Origin of the sequence: Helicobacter canis (genome assembly GCF_008693005.1) — a bacterium.
GTDB lineage: Bacteria > Campylobacterota > Campylobacteria > Campylobacterales > Helicobacteraceae > Helicobacter_B > Helicobacter_B canis.
Genome location: NZ_VXKE01000007.1, coordinates 36,637 through 54,754, shown reverse-complemented (window position 1 = coordinate 54,754; position 18,118 = coordinate 36,637). Strand labels below are relative to the sequence as shown.

19 protein-coding genes and 1 tRNA gene are annotated in these 18,118 nt (G+C 43.6%); 5 read left to right on the top strand and 15 right to left on the bottom strand.

Annotated elements, in window-relative coordinates:
* Window positions 1-5 precede the first annotated feature (5 nt).
* Both carA and F4V45_RS02885 read left to right on the top strand, forming a co-directional pair.
* Window positions 6-1,163 (top strand): glutamine-hydrolyzing carbamoyl-phosphate synthase small subunit, encoded by a 1,158-nt coding sequence (gene carA, locus F4V45_RS02890; RefSeq protein ID WP_150336981.1) that lies wholly within the window; start codon window positions 6-8, stop codon window positions 1,161-1,163.
* 49 nt (window positions 1,164-1,212) lie between these two features.
* A tRNA-Ser gene (locus F4V45_RS02885) sits at window positions 1,213-1,303 on the top strand.
* 4 nt (window positions 1,304-1,307) lie between these two features.
* Here the strand turns inward: F4V45_RS02885 and F4V45_RS02880 are convergent.
* From F4V45_RS02880 to hemH, 4 genes are read right to left on the bottom strand one after another with little or no spacing between them, the layout of a single operon-like run.
* Window positions 1,308-2,825 (bottom strand): hypothetical protein, encoded by a 1,518-nt coding sequence (locus tag F4V45_RS02880; protein ID WP_150336980.1) that lies wholly within the window; start codon window positions 2,823-2,825, stop codon window positions 1,308-1,310.
* 1 nt (window position 2,826) lies between these two features.
* Window positions 2,827-5,913: a cytochrome c biogenesis protein gene (ccsA, locus tag F4V45_RS02875; protein ID WP_150336979.1), complete on the bottom strand. Its 3,087-nt coding sequence runs from the start codon at window positions 5,911-5,913 to the stop codon at window positions 2,827-2,829.
* Between the two features lie 20 nt (window positions 5,914-5,933).
* A complete protein-coding gene (locus tag F4V45_RS02870; RefSeq protein ID WP_150336978.1) occupies window positions 5,934-6,518 on the bottom strand; it encodes a SoxW family protein in 585 nt (194 codons plus the stop codon).
* 9 nt (window positions 6,519-6,527) lie between these two features.
* Complete coding sequence (hemH, locus tag F4V45_RS02865; RefSeq protein ID WP_150336977.1) at window positions 6,528-7,514, bottom strand: ferrochelatase; 987 nt, start codon at window positions 7,512-7,514, stop codon at window positions 6,528-6,530.
* A gap of 91 nt (window positions 7,515-7,605) precedes the next feature.
* Here hemH and F4V45_RS02860 point away from each other — a divergent pair, with 91 nt between their 5' ends.
* Both F4V45_RS02860 and F4V45_RS02855 read left to right on the top strand, forming a co-directional pair.
* On the top strand, window positions 7,606-8,025 hold the full coding sequence (locus F4V45_RS02860) for a hypothetical protein (RefSeq protein WP_150336976.1): 420 nt from the start codon (window positions 7,606-7,608) through the stop codon (window positions 8,023-8,025).
* Complete coding sequence (locus F4V45_RS02855) at window positions 8,025-8,711, top strand: 16S rRNA (uracil(1498)-N(3))-methyltransferase (protein WP_150336975.1); 687 nt, start codon at window positions 8,025-8,027, stop codon at window positions 8,709-8,711. Before F4V45_RS02860 ends, F4V45_RS02855 begins: the two co-directional genes overlap by 1 nt.
* 47 nt (window positions 8,712-8,758) lie before the next feature.
* Here the strand turns inward: F4V45_RS02855 and F4V45_RS02850 are convergent, their stop codons facing one another.
* From F4V45_RS02850 to argF, 11 genes are all read right to left on the bottom strand, one after another.
* Window positions 8,759-9,634 (bottom strand): hypothetical protein, encoded by an 876-nt coding sequence (locus F4V45_RS02850; protein ID WP_150336974.1) that lies wholly within the window; start codon window positions 9,632-9,634, stop codon window positions 8,759-8,761.
* Window positions 9,631-10,014: a type II toxin-antitoxin system death-on-curing family toxin gene (locus F4V45_RS02845; protein WP_150336973.1), complete on the bottom strand. Its 384-nt coding sequence runs from the start codon at window positions 10,012-10,014 to the stop codon at window positions 9,631-9,633. Before F4V45_RS02845 ends, F4V45_RS02850 begins: the two co-directional genes overlap by 4 nt.
* Complete coding sequence (locus F4V45_RS02840) at window positions 10,011-10,205, bottom strand: hypothetical protein (RefSeq protein ID WP_150336972.1); 195 nt, start codon at window positions 10,203-10,205, stop codon at window positions 10,011-10,013. Before F4V45_RS02840 ends, F4V45_RS02845 begins: the two co-directional genes overlap by 4 nt.
* Before the next feature lie 20 nt (window positions 10,206-10,225).
* Window positions 10,226-10,495, bottom strand: coding sequence for a type II toxin-antitoxin system YafQ family toxin (locus F4V45_RS02835; protein WP_150336971.1), 270 nt, complete (start codon window positions 10,493-10,495; stop codon window positions 10,226-10,228).
* Window positions 10,492-10,743: a hypothetical protein gene (locus F4V45_RS02830; RefSeq protein ID WP_150336970.1), complete on the bottom strand. Its 252-nt coding sequence runs from the start codon at window positions 10,741-10,743 to the stop codon at window positions 10,492-10,494. Before F4V45_RS02830 ends, F4V45_RS02835 begins: the two co-directional genes overlap by 4 nt.
* A gap of 149 nt (window positions 10,744-10,892) precedes the next feature.
* Window positions 10,893-11,498, bottom strand: coding sequence for a GIY-YIG nuclease family protein (locus tag F4V45_RS02825; protein ID WP_150336969.1), 606 nt, complete (start codon window positions 11,496-11,498; stop codon window positions 10,893-10,895).
* 1 nt (window position 11,499) lies between these two features.
* Window positions 11,500-12,417: a DNA adenine methylase gene (locus tag F4V45_RS02820; RefSeq protein WP_150336999.1), complete on the bottom strand. Its 918-nt coding sequence runs from the start codon at window positions 12,415-12,417 to the stop codon at window positions 11,500-11,502.
* Between the two features lie 256 nt (window positions 12,418-12,673).
* Window positions 12,674-14,155 (bottom strand): (Fe-S)-binding protein, encoded by a 1,482-nt coding sequence (locus tag F4V45_RS02815; protein ID WP_150336968.1) that lies wholly within the window; start codon window positions 14,153-14,155, stop codon window positions 12,674-12,676.
* Window positions 14,152-15,549, bottom strand: coding sequence for an oxygen-independent coproporphyrinogen III oxidase (gene hemN / locus F4V45_RS02810; RefSeq protein WP_150336967.1), 1,398 nt, complete (start codon window positions 15,547-15,549; stop codon window positions 14,152-14,154). The genes F4V45_RS02815 and hemN overlap by 4 nt, the downstream gene beginning before the upstream one ends.
* Window positions 15,546-15,992: a DUF2603 domain-containing protein gene (locus tag F4V45_RS02805; protein WP_150336966.1), complete on the bottom strand. Its 447-nt coding sequence runs from the start codon at window positions 15,990-15,992 to the stop codon at window positions 15,546-15,548. Before F4V45_RS02805 ends, hemN begins: the two co-directional genes overlap by 4 nt.
* The gene (argF, locus tag F4V45_RS02800; protein ID WP_150336965.1) at window positions 15,968-16,987 is read right to left on the bottom strand and encodes an ornithine carbamoyltransferase; all 1,020 of its coding nucleotides are present in this window, start codon (window positions 16,985-16,987) and stop codon (window positions 15,968-15,970) included. The genes F4V45_RS02805 and argF overlap by 25 nt, the downstream gene beginning before the upstream one ends.
* 176 nt (window positions 16,988-17,163) lie before the next feature.
* On the opposite strand from argF, the gene F4V45_RS02795 reads away from it, so the two are divergent.
* The gene (locus F4V45_RS02795; RefSeq protein ID WP_150336964.1) at window positions 17,164-18,075 is read left to right on the top strand and encodes an NAD(P)H-dependent glycerol-3-phosphate dehydrogenase; all 912 of its coding nucleotides are present in this window, start codon (window positions 17,164-17,166) and stop codon (window positions 18,073-18,075) included.
* Window positions 18,076-18,118 lie beyond the last annotated feature (43 nt).

Here is an 18,118-nt window from a genome sequence, read left to right as displayed (position 1 = left end):
ATGATATGGCAGATGATATAAGACCGGCTTGGGTGTATTGCGCTAATGGCTTGTATTTTTGCGCACAGACATTTTCTGGAAGTGGGACAATGGTGGGGGAGATCGTATTTAACACTTCACTAAGTGGCTATCAAGAAATCATCACAGATCCTAGCTATGCGGGGCAGTTTATTGTCTTTACTATGCCCGAGATTGGTATAGTTGGCGTGAATGACCAAGATTGTGAAAGTAGGGCAGTGTTTGCTTCAGGTGTTATAGTGCGACATTACAATGATATTGTTTCAAGTTTCCGCGCGCAAGAGAGCCTAAAAGACTTCCTTGATAAGCGCAATATCCTTGGGATTTGTGGTGTGGATACACGCGCCCTTGTGAAAATGATCCGCACGCAAGGCTCAATGATGATTGTTGTCTCTAGTGAAATTAGCGATAGAGATGAGCTGGCTAAGATTTTGCGAGAATTTCCATCGATTGAGCAGCAAAATTATATTAAAGCTGTTTCTACGACTAAGCACTTTACACATAAAGATGGTGCTTTTGATTTTTCTAGCTTTTCTTATAGCGCACCTGCTACACGCTATAAAGTGGCTGTTATTGACTTTGGTGCCAAGCGAAATATCTTAAATGAGCTTGTGAGTGTGGGGCTTGAGGCGGTGGTTTATCCGCATAATTTTTGTGCTAAAGAGATTATAGAAGCATTTACGCAAGGCGAGATTGATGGAGTGTTTTTGTCAAATGGTCCGGGTGATCCTAAGACACTCGCCAAAGAAGTGGGCGAGATCAAGCAGCTCATAGAAGCAAAAATCCCTATGTTTGGCATTTGCCTAGGGCATCAGCTCCTAGCACTTGCGCACGGGTATGAGACCTATAAGCTAAAGTTTGGACACCACGGCGGTAATCACCCTGTGAAAAATCTCACAACTGATTCTGTGGAGATCACATCGCAAAACCACAATTATTGTGTCCCAGAATCCATTGAGCAAATTGCTGTTGTAACACATAGAAATCTCTTTGATAATACCATTGAAGGAGTCGCGTATAAAAATGCGCCGATTTTTTCTGTGCAGCATCACCCAGAGGCAAGCCCCGGGCCTAGAGAGTCTCGCAATATTTTTGAGCAGTTTGCCAAGCTTGTCGATGAGCAAAGGCGGGTGGCAAGCCGTTAAGGTTTGTTTTATTAGTTTTATTCTACAATTAGCCCCTTATTTCGCTTAGGGACAGATGGGTGAGTGGCTGAAACCACACCCCTGCTAAGGGTGCAGATCTTAACCGGGTCTCGAGGGTTCAAATCCCTCTCTGTCCGCCACTTTCTAAACTCCTAAATTTTCTTGTATGTGTTCAGTTTCTTCTTGCATTGTTTCTTGGCTTTCATAGATTGCTTGCAGATCTTCTTGTGTCTCTTGCGTTATTTGCTCTTTGTTTGTTGGCGGTGCTTGCATTTGATTAAGCTTCCCTTGTAGTGTGATTGAAGACTCCAAAAACTCCACATCAAGTGATTGTGTAGCTAGGTTGATGATGCACTTGCTTGTGTGTAGGCTTTGATCGGGTGTTTTTATGGTGGCTTGTGCGTTGATTTGTGCGCGCTCTAGCTGCCCATCTAGCGAGATAGTAGAATCCGCTCTAGCGTTTTCAAACCCGACCCCCCAAGCATCTTGCGCATTGTTTTGTGTGTCAAATGCTTCCAAGCCATAAGCCCCAAGATCATCAAGCAAGATAGCAAAGTTTTGCCCTTCAATATTGATTGTGCCTTTGTGAAAAGCGAGATTATAGACACTTGTTATCGTAAGTGTAGAATCTAAAATCGTAGGAGCTTTTACAAGCTGCAGGATACGCATAAGCGAGAGATTTTCGCCACTGAATTTTAGGGTATTTTTTTCCAAAGTAAGTGCGCTTACCCCGCCCAGAGATGAGCTAGCAGCACTAAAGGCGATTTCATTATCTACGCTAATTTTGCCTTGCAGCTCTAGCTCACCATTTATGTCAAAGCCAAATGCACCGCCAAGTGTAGCGAGATCAGTGATATGCAGGCTATACGCTAGAGTTTTGTTGATAATCTGTGTTTGCGCAGAAGCGATAGGTGTTTGGCGTGAAGAGTAGATAGCTGTTTGTAGTGCTTCACCATCATTTGTGCCAAGCAGGGAGAGGGTCTCTTGATTGAGAGTGAGTGTGCCAGCTAGCTCTTGGTGTGCTTTATCGCGCTTGTAGTAGAGATTGTTAATGCGTATAGTTAGCGCGCCAAAAGCAAGCCCATCGCTTTGAGCGCGCAGCTCTAGGGTGCTAGATTCTGCTTGAGCGGAGATAGAGAGTGTGCCTTGTGTGTCAATATCTATGTCAAAAAACTGCGCCACTTGCTCCATAGGCACAGCGCGCAGCTCGATCGTGTATCCTTGTATGCGCAGCAGCTTCATACGAGCAAATAGCTTAAATGTGCTGGAGGGTGCTTTGAGATTGTTGGGCATTGGGAGAGATTGTATAGTGTAATTTGTCGCGCTACCTTGAAGTGAGAGATAGCCAAGTGGCGCAGAGCTATCAACATCACCGCTAGAATCTAGCGTATGGATTCTAGCGGTCATATCAATGCTACCACTTAGGGAATACTCGCCTTCTAGCGCGATAGCAAGGGTTTTGTTGATCGTAAAGTCTGTGCGCATAGAGCCTAGAGAGATAGCAAGGCTTTGTAGCTGCACTTGAAATGGCAGGAAGTGATTGAGCGCGCTTTGAGCAAAGGGGAGCAAGATCGTGTTGCCAATTTTGGTAAAAAGTAGCCCACCAAGAGCTAGGGTGCTACATAAAGCAAACACCCCCACCCAAGTAAGCGCGCGATACATATTACCCCTGTTTAGTAATATCTGGTGTGGGTAGGGTCTTTTTAAAACTAGCGGTAATAATCAGTGCTAGTGTAATGATGATAAATCCATACATCTCCCACGGCACAGGGATAGGATCGCCTCCAGCGTAAGAGTGCTTGCCCGCTAGATAATAATTCACACCAAAATATGTCATTAGCACGCTATAAAATGCCACCACACTGCTTGCAGCAAACAAAAAGGGCATATTAGTGAATTTCATAAATCGTAAGTGTAAAACAATTGCATAGATTCCAATGGTAATAAGTGCCCAAGTTTCTTTAGGGTCCCAGCCCCAATATCGCCCCCAAGACTCATTTGCCCAAATCGCGCCCAAAAAATTCCCAATGGTTAGCATAAAGATCCCAAGCATCATCGTCATTTCATTGATTGCGTTAATGGAAATAATGGCTTTATCGATATTTGGCTTATGTGCTTTGCGTAAGATAAAAAGCACGAGCGTAAAAGCTCCAAGCACAAAGCAAAGCCCTAAGAATCCATAGCTTGCTGTAATCACAGAAACATGGATATTAAGCCAATAAGATTGTAGAACAGGGACTAGATCTTGGATCTGTGGATCCATATAGCCCAGATGGGCGACAAGCAAACTCGCCCCAGAGAAAAAGCTTGTCGCACAAAGGGCTAGCATAAATCGTGGGAAAAACACCACCCCAGCGACCCCAGAAGCCCACGCGATATAAATCATAGACTCATACGCATTGCTCCAAGGGGAGTGTCCAGAGACATACCAGCGCACGATAAGCCCAAGCGTGTGTGCGACAACACACAGCGCAATGAGCGTGAAAAATACCTGATAGACTCTTTTGGGCACAGCGCGATCTTTGTAGATATAAATAAGCACAATGACAAGCCCAACTAGCCCTAAGAGCACATAAGGCAGTGTTAGCACTTCAAAGATGTTGTAGTGGTTTAGAGCGATCTCCCACTTTATACGACTAGGACTGACATAATCCTGCCCGCCATTTTGCTCTTGGTAAGATTCTAGGCTTTTTAGTGCGGAGATCCCAAGCTCCCACGAGTTTGTAGTAACGCCAAGAATCATACCCATAAAAAGTGCGTTCATCATAGAATCCATCGTGTGCATCATCTCTTCATACTGCTGCTTTGGAATCTGCCCTTGTAGGTAGAGATAGGTGAGCTCTGTTACAGAAAACCACCGCTTTGTTTTGGGGTCTGGGAAAATCCGCAAGAAGATGAGGTTTTGCACACTTTTGAAAATCTCATAGCTCTCTGTTACTTTGCGCACATCTTTGTCAAATTCATTCCATTGGCTCTCGCCTTTGTGCTGGGCATCAGCGAAGTAGTTGTGCAGCTTAGATTCTCCTGTTTGCTTATCATATATGTCCATAAAGGACACATAGGCTTCATTTTTTGGCACTTCTAGGATTGTGCGTAGCTTTGGGGTTTTAGTGCGGATAAGCTTCGCGCTTGCAAAGTCATTTGGGAAGATCATAGCACCCATTATGGCTTGGGTATTGCTAAGTCCTTCAAAGCCATTTGCCCTAGAAATTTTGTGCATAATGTGCATAGCCATTGTATCAAGGGGCTGGATTCTACCGGCGTAGTCTTGGATTTGGATTCTACTAAGGCGGGAGGCAAACTCTTTAGCATTATCGCGCAAAAGTGCTAGCCGCTCTTGTCTATGTGCTGGGTCAATGGTGTCTGGGAGCTTGCGTAAATCGTCCCACGCACGCCTAAAGGATTCTATTTGCTCGCTGGAGAGGTGGTTGTGATTGGTAAGAAATTGTGTGAGATTATCAGGCAGTGTGGCGTCTTGCTCTTTTGTCTTGCTAGAATCTTGTGTAGTTGGGTGGGGTTGGCTTGTCTCTACAAGTGGTGTGCCATTGCTGCCGTGAGTTTTGATATTTGGATCTTGGGCGTGGAGATTTGGGCTGTAAAACACTCCTAGAGCAAGCATAAGGGAAAGCACGCTTTTTTGCGCGAGATTCTGGCTAGAGACAAAGCGCGCTAGCTGCATAAAGCGACCATTTTTGTCAAAGAGTAGCCACAATGCCCCGATAATTAGCATTGTGTAGCCTATGTAGGTGGGTGTTTTGCCCGGATCGTGATTGACAGAGAGCACGCTTGTGTAGTTGTTGTCCTCTTCATTGAAGTAGTAATCACTCTGGTAGAATCGATAGCCACCAAAATCTAGGACATTATTCATAAAAATCCTAAAAGGCTTAATGATAGCACCTTGCCCATCTAGCACTTCTACTTCTGAAGCATAAGAAGATGGATTATCCGTGCCGGCATAAGTCTTTTTCTCAAACTCTAGCAGCCGCAGGGCAAATGGTAGCTCCACGCGCCTAGACCCCCAATGGAAGCTCATCTTCATACCGCCGATTTCTTCACGCGCTGCTGCTTGCTCATTGGAGAATCCATTGCCCCCGGTAAGCGTGATAGACTTTGTCTCACCATTGTAGGAGACAAGCAGCTGCAAGAGCATTGGGGCGTTTTTTGCATTAGTATTGGGGAGTAGGGCTATTTCTTTAGAGATAATTTCCACAGGCTTGCCAAAAATCATCGCACTATCATTGATACTAGAGGAAGCAAACAGCCCTTTAAACACGCTAATATTTGCTGGAATGTAGGCGTAGTCTTTTTGCCAAGTATCATCAAGTGCGGCGATATTGATGTAGTTATCATTAGAGTAGTAGAAGTTCGTGCTTTTGCCCTCTTGTATCCACATCATTCCTTCTGTGCCAAAGTATCTTGTAACCCCAGCCCCGATAATAATGACGACAAATGAGCTATGCAAAAGCATAGAAGCGTATTTTTTGCGTTTATAGGCGCAGGAGTGGATAAAGCTAGCCACTAAGGCAATGGCAAGATAAATATGCAGCAGCATAAACCACCACGAGCCATAAACAATCGCTTGTGCCGCGCTTGAGCCATAATCATTCTCTATAAATGTGGCAATCGCACACGAAAATGCGTAGAAAAATATCATAGGTAAAATAACTTTAAATGAGTAAAAAGCCTTAGCCATTGTTGCAAGGAGCTTTGGGATTGCAGTGGGACTAGAGTGGGTAGAATCTTTCATCATATTCCTTTACATAGCAAGTGCTAGAGTGCTTGCAAGTGTTGTTGTAGCATTGTGGCAATTTGCTTCTCATCGCCATTTGCCTTTTGCCACGAGCCTTGCGCGATAAAATCTAGCAGCGCACTAAACTGCTTTGGCGGGAGATAGCTTGGGTAGGTTAGGATTGTCTTGCCATCTTTGGTGGCAAAGACAAGGGTCGGCGTGGGTCCTATGCGGTAGATTTGCGCGAGCTTGCGCGTGGGGATTGAGTGCTCTTGGAGCATTGCGCCCTCGCCTATGCGGAATGTATGGAGCTTGCTATAACTTGTGTTGATATAGTAGGCACTAAAGTCTTTTAGCTTTTCGCGTAGATTTGGCTGGGCTTTGATGTCATCTTTTAGATTCTCGCAGTAGGTGCAGCCATTTGCCCCAAAGACTAGGAGCATATACTTGCCCTTAGTTTCAATCACGCCAGTGTCTAAAAACACATCTTCCAAGCCTGCGTAAGTCTTTTTATCAAGCTCATTTGCTTGCAGGGTAGGATCTTCACTATCCTTGCAGCCACCAAGCGCGCCACACAAAGCGATAGCGCAGACTATATGGAGTAGGAGTGATTGTGTGCGTGGCATAGGTGTCCTTTATGATGGAGTGGAGCTAGAATCTAGGGCTTTTTCTTGTAGGAGTGTGTGGATCATCTTAGCAAAGGGTAGGCTATCGTTCATACAAGGACACAGGAGATACTCTTTCACGCCGCTTTGCTCTGCTAGCTCTTTATACTCAATGCCCAGCTCATAGATAGTCTCGGCATTATCTATGGTGAAAGCTAGGGGGTAGATGATTAGGCTCTGCCCGCTGGCATTTGCGATAATGTCGCTTGTGAAAGGCTCAAGCCAGCGCATAGGACCGACTTTTGATTGATAGGCTAGCGTGATATTGGCAAACTCTACGCCTCTTTGTGCAAATATCTCGCGCAGGATTTCTACGCCCTTTTGACACTGCTTGGGGTAGGGGTCGCCTTCATCAACTATCTTTTGCGGGAGAGAGTGGGCAGAGAGAATGAGCGTGAAGTCTTGCGCCTTGCGCATCCCAAGTGTAGTAGTAATGGTATCAGCGATTAGCTCATAAAATGGCGCATAATCGTGGAAGTCTTCAATGACGCTGATTCTAGGCTTATAAGAGAGAGCTTGCAAGTGGGTGTGTATATCAAGGAGAGAGGATTTAGTCGTAGTGGTAGAAAACTGCGGATACATACTAAAAAGCACAATATCATCAACCCCAGAGTCCCGCAAAGAGCGCAAAACATCAAGGGCTAGGGGTGGCGTATAGCGCATAACATAGGTGGCAGCAAGGCTAGAATCTAGCTTTTCAAGCTGCTTGCATAGGGCAAAGGTGTGTGCTGGCAAGGGGGAGCAGCCACCGATTGCGCGGTAATTTTGCTTGGCTTTTTCTAGGCGTTTATTGATGATAAATGAGCCTACCATTTTGCGGATAAAGCGATTTTTGATACGCAAAATGAGCGGATCGCTAAAAAGATTGCGCAAAAAGCTCTCCACCCCAGCGATACTCGTAGGACCACCCATATTGAGCAAAATGACAGCGCGTTTATGTGGGGTAGCTTGGGTCATCTGGGGCGGTCCTTGTCGCTATTCTTATAAAGGGACTGAAATAATAATATGCTAAAATTAACACAAGCATATTTATGGAGTAGGAGTGTAGATGGAAGTTGATATGGTCGCAAAGGCATTTAATGATATGGTGTTTTTCCACGCATTTTTTATGGCGTTTTTCCCTATCCCATTTCTTATCAATCTCTATACGCTTTTTACTTACAAGACTTATCAAAAGGTGATTATCAAGCTATGGTTTGTTATGCCTATTATTTTTCTACTTGTGGCAGTGGGGAGCTTTAGCGGGGTGTTTATTTTAGCAAGTAGGCAGTGGTATATGACTTGGCAGATCGGGCTAATGATCGCGCTTATGGTGCTGATTTTTGCTGTGGAGATGGTGCGCCTAAAAAGGCTTAAACTAGCTAGGACTGATGAAAGGCTAATGCGCAAGTATATTACATTTTGTAAGTGGGTTTATAGCATAGAGCTATGCTTGGTGCTGCTTTTTAGCCTTAGGATCATTGTGTAATGCAATTTGTCTTCCACGCTGAAGCTGGGGCGCAATCTCTTGTGCTTGAAGGCGAGAGCTTTACGCACATCTTTAGCGCGCGCCGAAGCAAGGCTACTAGCACTCTTGCCCTAAGAAACTTGCGTGATGATAGACTTTATACCTACAAGGTAGAGGCTATTAGCAAGCGATGTGCTGGGCTTAGGCTAGAATCTAGCCAGATCGCGCCCAATGCGCCACGCAAGCACACGCATATCATCTGGGCAATTACACAAAGCAAGACTATCGAAAAAGCTCTCCCCTCGCTTAATGAGCTAGGGCTTAGTAGGCTTAGTCTTTTCTGGGCGGACTTTTCTCAAAGGGGGCAGAGTATTGATGAAGAGCGAGTGAGAAGGATTCTCATTAGCTCGTGTGAGCAGTGCGGGCGGAGTGATATGTGTGAAGTGGAGATTCTAGCGGATACACAGAGCGCGCTAGAGAAGTATCCTAGGGCGTTGGTGCTAGATTTTGGTGGCAAAATTATTAGCAGTGAGCTTGGCGATGGGGCTGGTATAAAGCTAGATTCTGGGGTGCTAATTGGGGCTGAAGGGGGCTTTAGCCAAAGGGAGCGAGAGCTTTTTGCTGGGCGGGAGATCGTGGCATTTGACACAGGCTTGATTTTGCGCTCACAAACCGCCGCGCTCACCTTGCTGGCAAAGGCTTTGTAGGCTAGTAGTGCTAGGCTTTAAATATTGCTTGTGGCTATCGCAAAGCTTTATGGGAGCAAAAATTCATATTCATAGACTTTAGATTCTATTCTTTTGGCTAAGTTTTTTAGGGTGTAGTTAAGCTCCCCTAGTTTGTCCTTATAGGCTTCATCTTTAGCTTTTTGGGGTGGATTCATTTTGCCTTTGTCATTAAAGCCTTGAAAGTGGGCTTTAATGTCATAGAGTGCGGCGTTTGCGTTATAGTCTTTAGAATCTTTTGCTTGTGTGTGATAGTGTTTAAAAAGCTCTTTTCCTGCTTGTAGCACTTCCTTTGCTTCATCGCTAAAAATTAGTGGCTTTGTGGGAATAAAGTCTAGCTCATCTTTAAACAAGCTTTTACTATCAGTGCTTTTAGAATCTTGCTTGATTTTGCCTTGCAAAAAGTCTTGCATAAAGTGAGATTCAAAGGCTTCGGCTGCGTCTATATCTTTTTCACTAAAGGGGATAAAGTGGTTTATGCCCTCTTTAGCAGTAATTCTATTTTGTCCGTGAAATAGCATAAAAGCTAGGCAGTCGCTATGAAACTCTGTGTCCTTCTCCCATTTTTTATTTGGGGCTAGGAATTGATCTCTATCATTTATCCAAGTGGCTTTGATACAATGGCGGACGGAGAGATAAATACTTGTTGGGATAAGATTGTTTGGTGTTATGGTATTTTTCATTTGATTGTTTGTTGGCATAAAATTTAATATTGCTATATGATTATTGTGTTGAAAATCTGGGGAGTCAGCCATTAAAATACCTAAAGTAGAATCCGCTGTCGGCTTAAAAGTTTTTAGCCATTTGTTAATGCTTTCCTTACCATCTAGCGTTGTATAGAATCGCTTTTTCCCTAAACTCGCCCCCTTTTCATCAAAAATATCTAGGGTTATGCTCTTTTTCATCTAACGCCTTTTAGCATATCGCTTAGAATCTGCCCTAACTCATCTTTACTTATCTCATCACTTGCTACGCTCACAATAACATCTTCTAGCTTTTGGTAAAAGTCCTTTGGCGTGGCTTTGTGATTTAGCATTATAAACGCATCGCCGATGAGCAATGCGGTGCGTTTATTCCCATCTGCAAAGGGGTGGAACTTCACACAGGCAAACATTAAATGGGTAAGCTTATCTATAAAGCTTGGGTAGTAGCCATCATTTTGGATTTGTGTCAGGGCAGAATCTAAAAGGGCGATTTGCTTAGGGTTTGCCCCTTTTAGTCCGCCTATTTCACTTAGCATATCATCGTGGATTTTTTGCACTTCTTGTAAGCTTAAATATCTCATTTATCTTTTAGCCTTTCAAATACTGAGCGAATCTCTGGGTCTTGTAACTTGTTTTTTAACTGCTCTCTTACACTTTCAAAATCGCTTTTAGATTCTGGCTCTTTGATAATCTTTAAATCACTTTTTAAGCCTTTTAGGCTTTCAATCACTTGCAAAAGTTTAGAATCTACATTTTCTAATATCAAAGTCATTTTCTGCTCCTTTTATCAAATCAAAACACTTCGCTATGGCTACTAATACGCATTGCCACTAGTTCTAAAAAGTCATCATTGTAACGATAAATCAGCACTAAATCAGGGCGGATATGGCAGTCCCTACAATTTACATACTCTCCTTTAAGTGCGTGGTCTTTGTATTTTGGCTCTAGACTCTCACCATTAGCAAGGCGTGTGAGAATCTCTAGCGTATGCTCTTGGTCTTTTGGGCTTAATTTTTTAAAGTCTTTTTTAAAAGCTTTTGTATAAGTGATTGTGTATTTCACGATAGAAGCTCCGCTTTTAGCTCCTCTATGCTATTAAAAGATTTTAGCGTGCCTTTTGCGCGTTTTTTCTCAATCTCTTTAAGCGATTTTTTTAGCTTTTTTGCTGCCTTTTTGCTTGGCGTGTAGTCGTGGGCTTTACACATAGGGCATTCATCTTGCACTTCTATTTGCAAGTCTTTATTTAATCCTTGTAAAGATTCTATAACACGCAAGATGCTTGTATCTACATTTTCTAGTATCAAAGTCATTTTCTACTCCTTAATGTATTTTTTTGGATTCTAGCAAAAATATTTGTGCTTTAGCTTATTGCTATTCCTTTTAGCTTAAATCCCATACTAAAAAGCCTATGGGGAAGTTTCCCTTGACATTATCAAAGGTGTAGGCTGGAGCGATAAAATTAACTTTCCAATCTCACTTCCTTGCGTTTAATTTTCTTTTCTCTACTCTGTGCGTTGGCTTGAAGTTCTGCGTGTTGGTTTTTTATTTCAAGCGGCCAGTCTGCTCCTTGCTCTTGCACATTCCACTCTGGGTGTTCGCTTTCCACACTTAAATAATCTTCCACGCAACACTGCTCTATAAATTTATAAGAAATGGAAACATTTTTGACCTTTTTTAAGCCAAATAATCCTTTCACTTCTTTTTCAAAATTCTCTTGGTAAATCATATAAAATTCTATTTTCTTGCCCTGTAAAATCGTATGATAGAGAAAATACCAAACACCAAAACTTCTAATACTTGGTCGCCCATTTACTCCACCGTCTCTGTAAATTTCTAAAGTGCTTTTGATTCCACCTGTTGCTTGGCTTCCACCGATTTTTTTAATCTCACCATCTACCACAATGAGATACACTCTAGCTACATTTTCTCTTAAAATTTTTTGTGATAGCACCTTGCCATTTTCATCTTTTAAATCTTTTAAGTAATTAAAATTAAGCTTTGTGCTATCACTTACAAATTCCACATCAGCGATTTTAAATGCAGTTTTTACTTGTTCTATTTTCATTTCACTCCTTTATAATCAAAAGCTCGTGGCTTTGCTTGGTGTTGTCTATATCGCCCCTTTCAATGCGATTTTTACCTATTCTTGTTTCGCCTTGTCCCATTGTATATTGCCATTTTGGTTTTAAGATTTTAAAATCCTTATAAGCTTCTCGCACAAACTCACAATCATTATAACTTAAAACAAACTTGCCTTTATGGTTTTTAAGACATTTTGCCAAAAGCTCGTGATTAAAGCTATTGTGATGAATAGGGAAATTTCGCATAGGATAGATTCCTTTAAACATTTTAGAATCTCCCTCTAAAAAATATGGTGGGTCGCAATAGAAAAAATCAGTAGGATATTTTTCAAACACCGCTTCAAAACTCGCCATTTCTACTTTAAGATTATGCGTTTTAAAATCTCTAATTTTTTCTAAGGCTTTTAAATAGCGATTTTTGTCTTCATAGATTTTGCTCATCCAACCTAAAAATCCGGGTCCATAACTTAGATTAAAATTAAAATAATAATCTCTTGCAAGGGTTAGAGAATCTAGCTCTATCTTAGGTTTATTGTTAGGGTTTTTATGTCTTTCATTCCAAAATAAACCTAGCTCATTTTTGATTTTTGCGTAATTTTCTTTTGTGGGTTTAAGCTTTACAAGCTCATTATAAAGTGCGTTAGAATCTTTACATAAAATTTGCCAAAAATTCACCAAAATATCAAATATATCAAAAGCTAAAACTTCAATATTAAGCTCTAAAGCTGCTGCTACTTCCACGCTCCCACCGCCGATAAATGGGCTAATAAGTCTTTTTGTATCACTAGGAATCTGTTCTAAAATTAACCCCACAGCCAAAGATTTACCCCCACCATAACGCAAGGGGCTTTTTGTATAGCGTTTATAGGCTAAATTTTTGCCCTTGAGTTTATGTAGAAACATATCCCTTTTTGTTGAGTCATAAGGAATAAATAAATTGCATTGATTGATTTTTTGTGTCAAAATTATCCTTTTTATTTTTTATCTTATGTCAAATTCTATCATTGTAGGCATTATAAACTTAATTTATAAGTGAAATCAATTTTGAATGGTAAAACTTTCATACAAAAATCAATCCGCCCTATTTGTTTTTAAGCTCTTCTTCTGGGAGATTTAGGGGATACATTGGGGTCCTTTGGTGTGGGTCGGCTCTTTGGGGTTAGAGCTGGGGGGCTAAAGTGCAAGAGTCTAAATCGCTAGCGATTAGCTCTAGGGGGTGCATAAACTTTGTTTTTACTTGCGCTTGGGCTAGGGAGTTGGTAAGCTGCATTCTACACGCGCTGCACTCTGCGCTAACAATTTGGGCTTGCGTGCTAGCTATCATCTGTGCCTTTGGTGCGCCGGCTTGTAGTGTTAGCTTGTAGCGATCACTTTGCATACTCACCCCGCCAAAGCCACAGCATCTATCTGGCTCGCTCATCTCTATAATGCGATGAGATTTTGCTAGCAGGGCTCTAGGCTCGCGGTGGATTTTTAGCACCTTCTTGGCGTGGCAAGGGTCGTGGTAGGTGATGGTGGGGCGATTGCTAGAATCCACTTTTTCAAAAGTGGATTCTAGGGGGGCGGCGTTTTCACGCCCAGCCCATTTTGCTTCTTCAAGGATTCTAGGAATTGCGGTGGGGCTTTCGTAGTTTTTTGGGGATTTTATGGTAGAGCAAGACTTGAGGTCTGCGGTTGCCATAAAATCCCCAAAATCTGCGGAATGCTCACCCAAAGCCGAATCCCCCAAGGATTCTAGTAGGGTGGCAAGAGTGGTGTGGTGATAGAGCCACTGGCTTGCCATAGCCATTTTGCTTGTAAGCTTGCGTAGGCGCGGGATCAGCGTGCTGGCTTGCTCATCGCGCTTTAGGGCGTTCTCCCAATCGTGCATAAGCATAGCTGCGCAAGTCGCCTCTGGGATTAAGATCGCATCAACTTCATCGATAAAGCTCTCAAAATACTCGATATTGCGCTTAATTAGCTCTAGCACGCTGGCAATATCCCCGGTGAAAAACGCCGGCGCACCGCAGCACTCCTGCTTTGGCACAAGCGCGTCAATCCCTAGTTTATCTAGGATTTTTAGCAAGCTTGTGCCGACATTTTGGTAATTATAGTTTGCCAAGCAGCCGATAAAAATCGCCACTTTATTATGCGCTAGATTCTGGGATTTGGGCGTGGTGGCTGGGATAAGCCCGCTATAAGTGTTAAGGAAGCTTTTTTTGCTAAAGGGGAAGACTACACGCTTGCTAAAGGGCAGGGTATTGCCTTGCGTTCCTTGCTTAAAAAGACAAGGCGAGATGAAAGCCACCACGCGAAAGACCATATCCATAAGCTTGCGATGTCTAAGCAAGAAAAAATACGCCCTTTTATACCACGCGATCCCATACTGCTTGGCTATGTCTATGCGGATTTGCTCAATGGCTACATCAACACTAAGGTTTGATGGACAAGCCTGCACGCAAGTAGTGCATAAGAAGCAGGACTCAAAATACTCCTTTGTAAGCTTATCAAGCGTCAGCTCCCCTCTAGCATACGCCCCCACTAGATCTAAATACCCCCTAGGCGAAGTTACTTCTTCTCTATGGATTTGATAAATCGTGCAAGTGGGGATACATTTCCCGCATTTCACACACGCTTGGGCGATTGCTTTAAAATCTATCATATTGTTTTGCTGAATGCGCGCTTTTGAGATTTAGCCAAGTAGGTGTCAAACACCATAGCGATATTGCGGATAAGCATAGCCCCTGTGGGCGTGGTGTAAAGCCCCTTTTCATTATGGATCAAAATGCCTAGATCGATGTATTCTTGTAGGCTTGCAAGCTCTGTGGCAAAATGCGCGGTAAAATCAAGCCCCCACTGCTGCTTAAAGGGGGCAAACTCTAGGCATAGATTATTCATAAGCTCCATAATGACACTTTTGCGCAGTATGTCTTCTTGGCTTAGGCTAATGCCTCTCTCAAGTGGCAGCCTGCCTTCATCAATGGCTTTTTCATACACGGCTAGGTCTTTGGTATTTTGCGCATAGTAATCATAGCCCTCGCCGATAGAAGTCAGCCCTATGCCAATAGTTTGTGAAAATCCGCGTGTCGTGTAGCCTTGAAAATTGCGGCGTAAAGAGCGCGACTCTAGCGCGAGATAGAGCTCATCACTCTTTTTGGCAAAGTGATCCATACCGATCATCGCATAGTCCTTTTGCGCGAGAAAGTCAATGGTAGATTTTAGGATCTCAAGCTTAGTCTTTGGGCTTGGTAGCGTGCTTTCATCGATTTTGCGCATAGTTTTTTTCATCCACGGGATATGGGCGTAGTTGAAGATCGCTAGGCGGTCTGGATTTAGGCTTACTACCTTTTGTAGTGTTTGCATAAAGCTCTCCACACTTTGATAAGGCAAGCCATAGATGAGATCAAAATTGATAGAGTTAATGCCGGCATTTCTAGCGATTGTTACAGCTCTTTGCACAAGCTCTACACTTTGGAATCTATGCACCGCTTCTTGCACTCTTTCATCAAAGTCTTGCACGCCAAAGCTTAGGCGGTTAAACCCACCTGCGCGCAGTGCTTGCATTTGCCCATCAGTGAAATACCTAGGATCGATCTCGCAGCTTACTTCAGCACTGCTGGCAAAATTTGGAAAGCTTTTGCGCACAAGCTCTATCACTCGTGCTAATTGCTTCTCGTCAAAAAAGCTCGGCGTCCCTCCGCCAAAGTGCAGCTGCACCACTTCGCGCTTAGTATCTAGCAGGCTTGATAAAATCGCTAGCTCTTTTTGCAAATACTCTATATACCGCTCCTTTTTGTCCTCTTTGCTGGTGTAGATGACATTGCAGCCACAAAAGTAGCAAGCACTGCGGCAAAATGGCAAATGCACATAGAGTGAGAGTGGGGTAGAATCCTGCTTGGCTTTCTCATCATTCCTTATAAAGGCTTGCTTTAGATCTTCATAGCTGAAGTCTTGCGTGAATTCTACGGCTGTTGGGTAGCTAGTGTAGCGCGGTGCTTGTGTGGAGTAGCGCGCCAAAAACGCAAAGTCTATAGAAGTGCTAGAATCTACTTTCATCGCATACCTTTTGAGAGAAATCGCTCTGATAGTGAGAGGAAGAGATTGGGATATTGCTTTTTGATTGTCTTTACTAGGGATTTGGTATTGATTTTAGGCAAAGAGCCATCGGACAGGCGTTTGGACTCTATATTTTCAAGAGCCACTGCCATCACATCATCAAAGTCTATGGGGATATTTTGACTAATATCGCGCGAGAGCTCTAGGTAGAGCTTCTCTTCGTGGGCAGTGCGGATAATGCCGATGATATGCTTTAAAATGTTTTGCGGCATTACGACATACTCTTGCCCATCATCATCTTCGATAAACCACGCTTCTTGTGGATTAAACTCACCTTTTTCTAAATTGAGCAATATCTGTGTGCTAGAGATTTTGCTTGCTTTAGCAAGATTATTAGAGTGGAAAATCTGCGCTGTGTTTAGTTGTTTTGAGCTAGTAGCCATAGCATAATTCCTTGCTGGATATAGAGTCGATTGTGCGCCTCTAGCCACACTTGGCTCTGCGCACTCTCAATGACTTCATCGCTTACCTCATAGCCGCGATATGCTGGCAAGCAGTGTAAGAATATCGCCCTAGAATCCGCGTAGCCCATAAGCGTGCTATCGACACAAAACCCTGCAAACTCTTGGAGCTTGCGCTGCTTTTGCTCCTCTTGTCCCATTGATATCCAAGTATCGGTGATGATGATATGCGCATTTGTGGCTGCTTGGATTGGATCATTTGTGCAAGTGATTGTAGCTTGTGAGTGCTTGGCAAGCTCTTTTGCACAAGCTAGCACGCTAGATTCTGCTTCATAGCCCTTAGGCGTAGCAAGCCTAAAATCTAGCCCCAAAATCGCCGCGCAATTAAGCCACGAGTGTGCCATATTGTTCCCATCGCCGATATAGGCGACTATGGGAGAATCTACACGAGATGGGAGCTTAGGGGCGTTTGGATTCTTTTTTGTGAAATTGGCATAGTAGTGTGAAAAATCATCAAGGTAGAATCCACACTCAATCATTGTGAGCACATCTGCTAGCACTTGGGCTGGGTGGTAGGAGTCTGTGAGCCCATTTATCACAGGGATTGTGCTAAAGCGCGCAAGCTCTTCTAAAGTCTCTTGGTAGAATGTGCGCACCATCACCATATCTACCATACCGCTAAGCACTCTTGCTGTATCGCTAATTGGCTCTCCACGCCCGATTTGCGTATCTTTGCCCATAAGCACAATCGCCCTGCCTCCTAGCTGGTTGATACCTGCCTCAAAGCTTACGCGCGTGCGCGTGGAGGGCTTCTCAAAAATTAGAGCGACATTTTTATCGCGTAAGCTAGCCTTTTGCAAATGTGCTGGCACAAAGTCCTTAAAGTTGGATTTCGCTCTTTTATGCACGAAAGCTAGTGCGATAATTTCATAGAGCTCTGCTTTGCTAAAGTCTTTGAGCGTGAGAAAATGCCGCATATAGATCCCCTGAAGCTTGGCTAAATTTATGTGTAAAGGTTCAAATATACTTAATAATCACTAAAATACTGCTTAGTTTGCTATCGCCAAATGGCTTAGTCTAGGCTTGCAACTTTACACAAGTGTTGATAATTTGTTTATAATACACATAAAATTAACATAATTTAGGTGGATCAATGATTAGTGTATGTGGTGGTGGAGCGTGGGGGAGTGCGCTTGCTTTTGCTTTGGCACATAAGCAAGAAGTGCAGATTTTTTCGCGCCGTGAGCTAGATAGTGCTTGGGGCGCGCCTTTTGCGATTAGGCAAGTTGGCTTAGAAGAGGCTTGCGCGCAAGATCTTGTAGTAGTTGCTATTAGCGTGGCATATTTGCGCGACTTTCTTGCCACAATCCCAAGGAATCCAAATGCGCGCTATCTCTTTGCTTCAAAAGGCATAGAAGAAGAGAGCGGGGCATTTGTGCATCAAATCGCGGCGGAATTTGTGGATTCTAGTAAGATTTGCGCGCTAAGTGGTCCAAGCTTTGCCAAAGAAGTGCGCCAATGCCTACCTTGCGCCATAGCGATCCACGCGCAAGATCCACTCACTGCCCAGAGTTTTAGCACGCTTTTTCCCGCATTTATGAAAACTTATGTGGGAGATGATTTAGTAGGCGCAGAGATCGCAGGAGCGTATAAAAATGTCATAGCCATTGCTGGGGGGATAAGCGATGGTCTAATGCTTGGCAACAATGCTAAAGCCGCCTTGCTTGCGCGTGGGCTTGTGGAGATGGAGCGATTTGGGCAGGTGTTTGGGGCAAAGACAGAGACATTTTTGGGGCTATCTGGCTCTGGGGATTTGTTTTTGACAGCTGGCTCGACACTCTCGCGCAATTATCGCGTAGGGCTGGGGCTTGCGCAGGGTAGGGCGTTGCAAAGCGTGCTAGAAGAGATAGGCGAAGTAGCTGAGGGAGTGCGCACGGCGCGCGCTATCCATACAATTGCCACGCGCAAAAACATCTACACGCCCATTGTCAATGAAGTGGTGCAGATTTTAGATGGCAAGGCGTGCAAGAAGGGGATTCTAGCTCTTATGGCGCAAAGAGACTAGTAGCGTTTAGTCTTGGACAGGCAATAAGCCTAGAATCCAAACG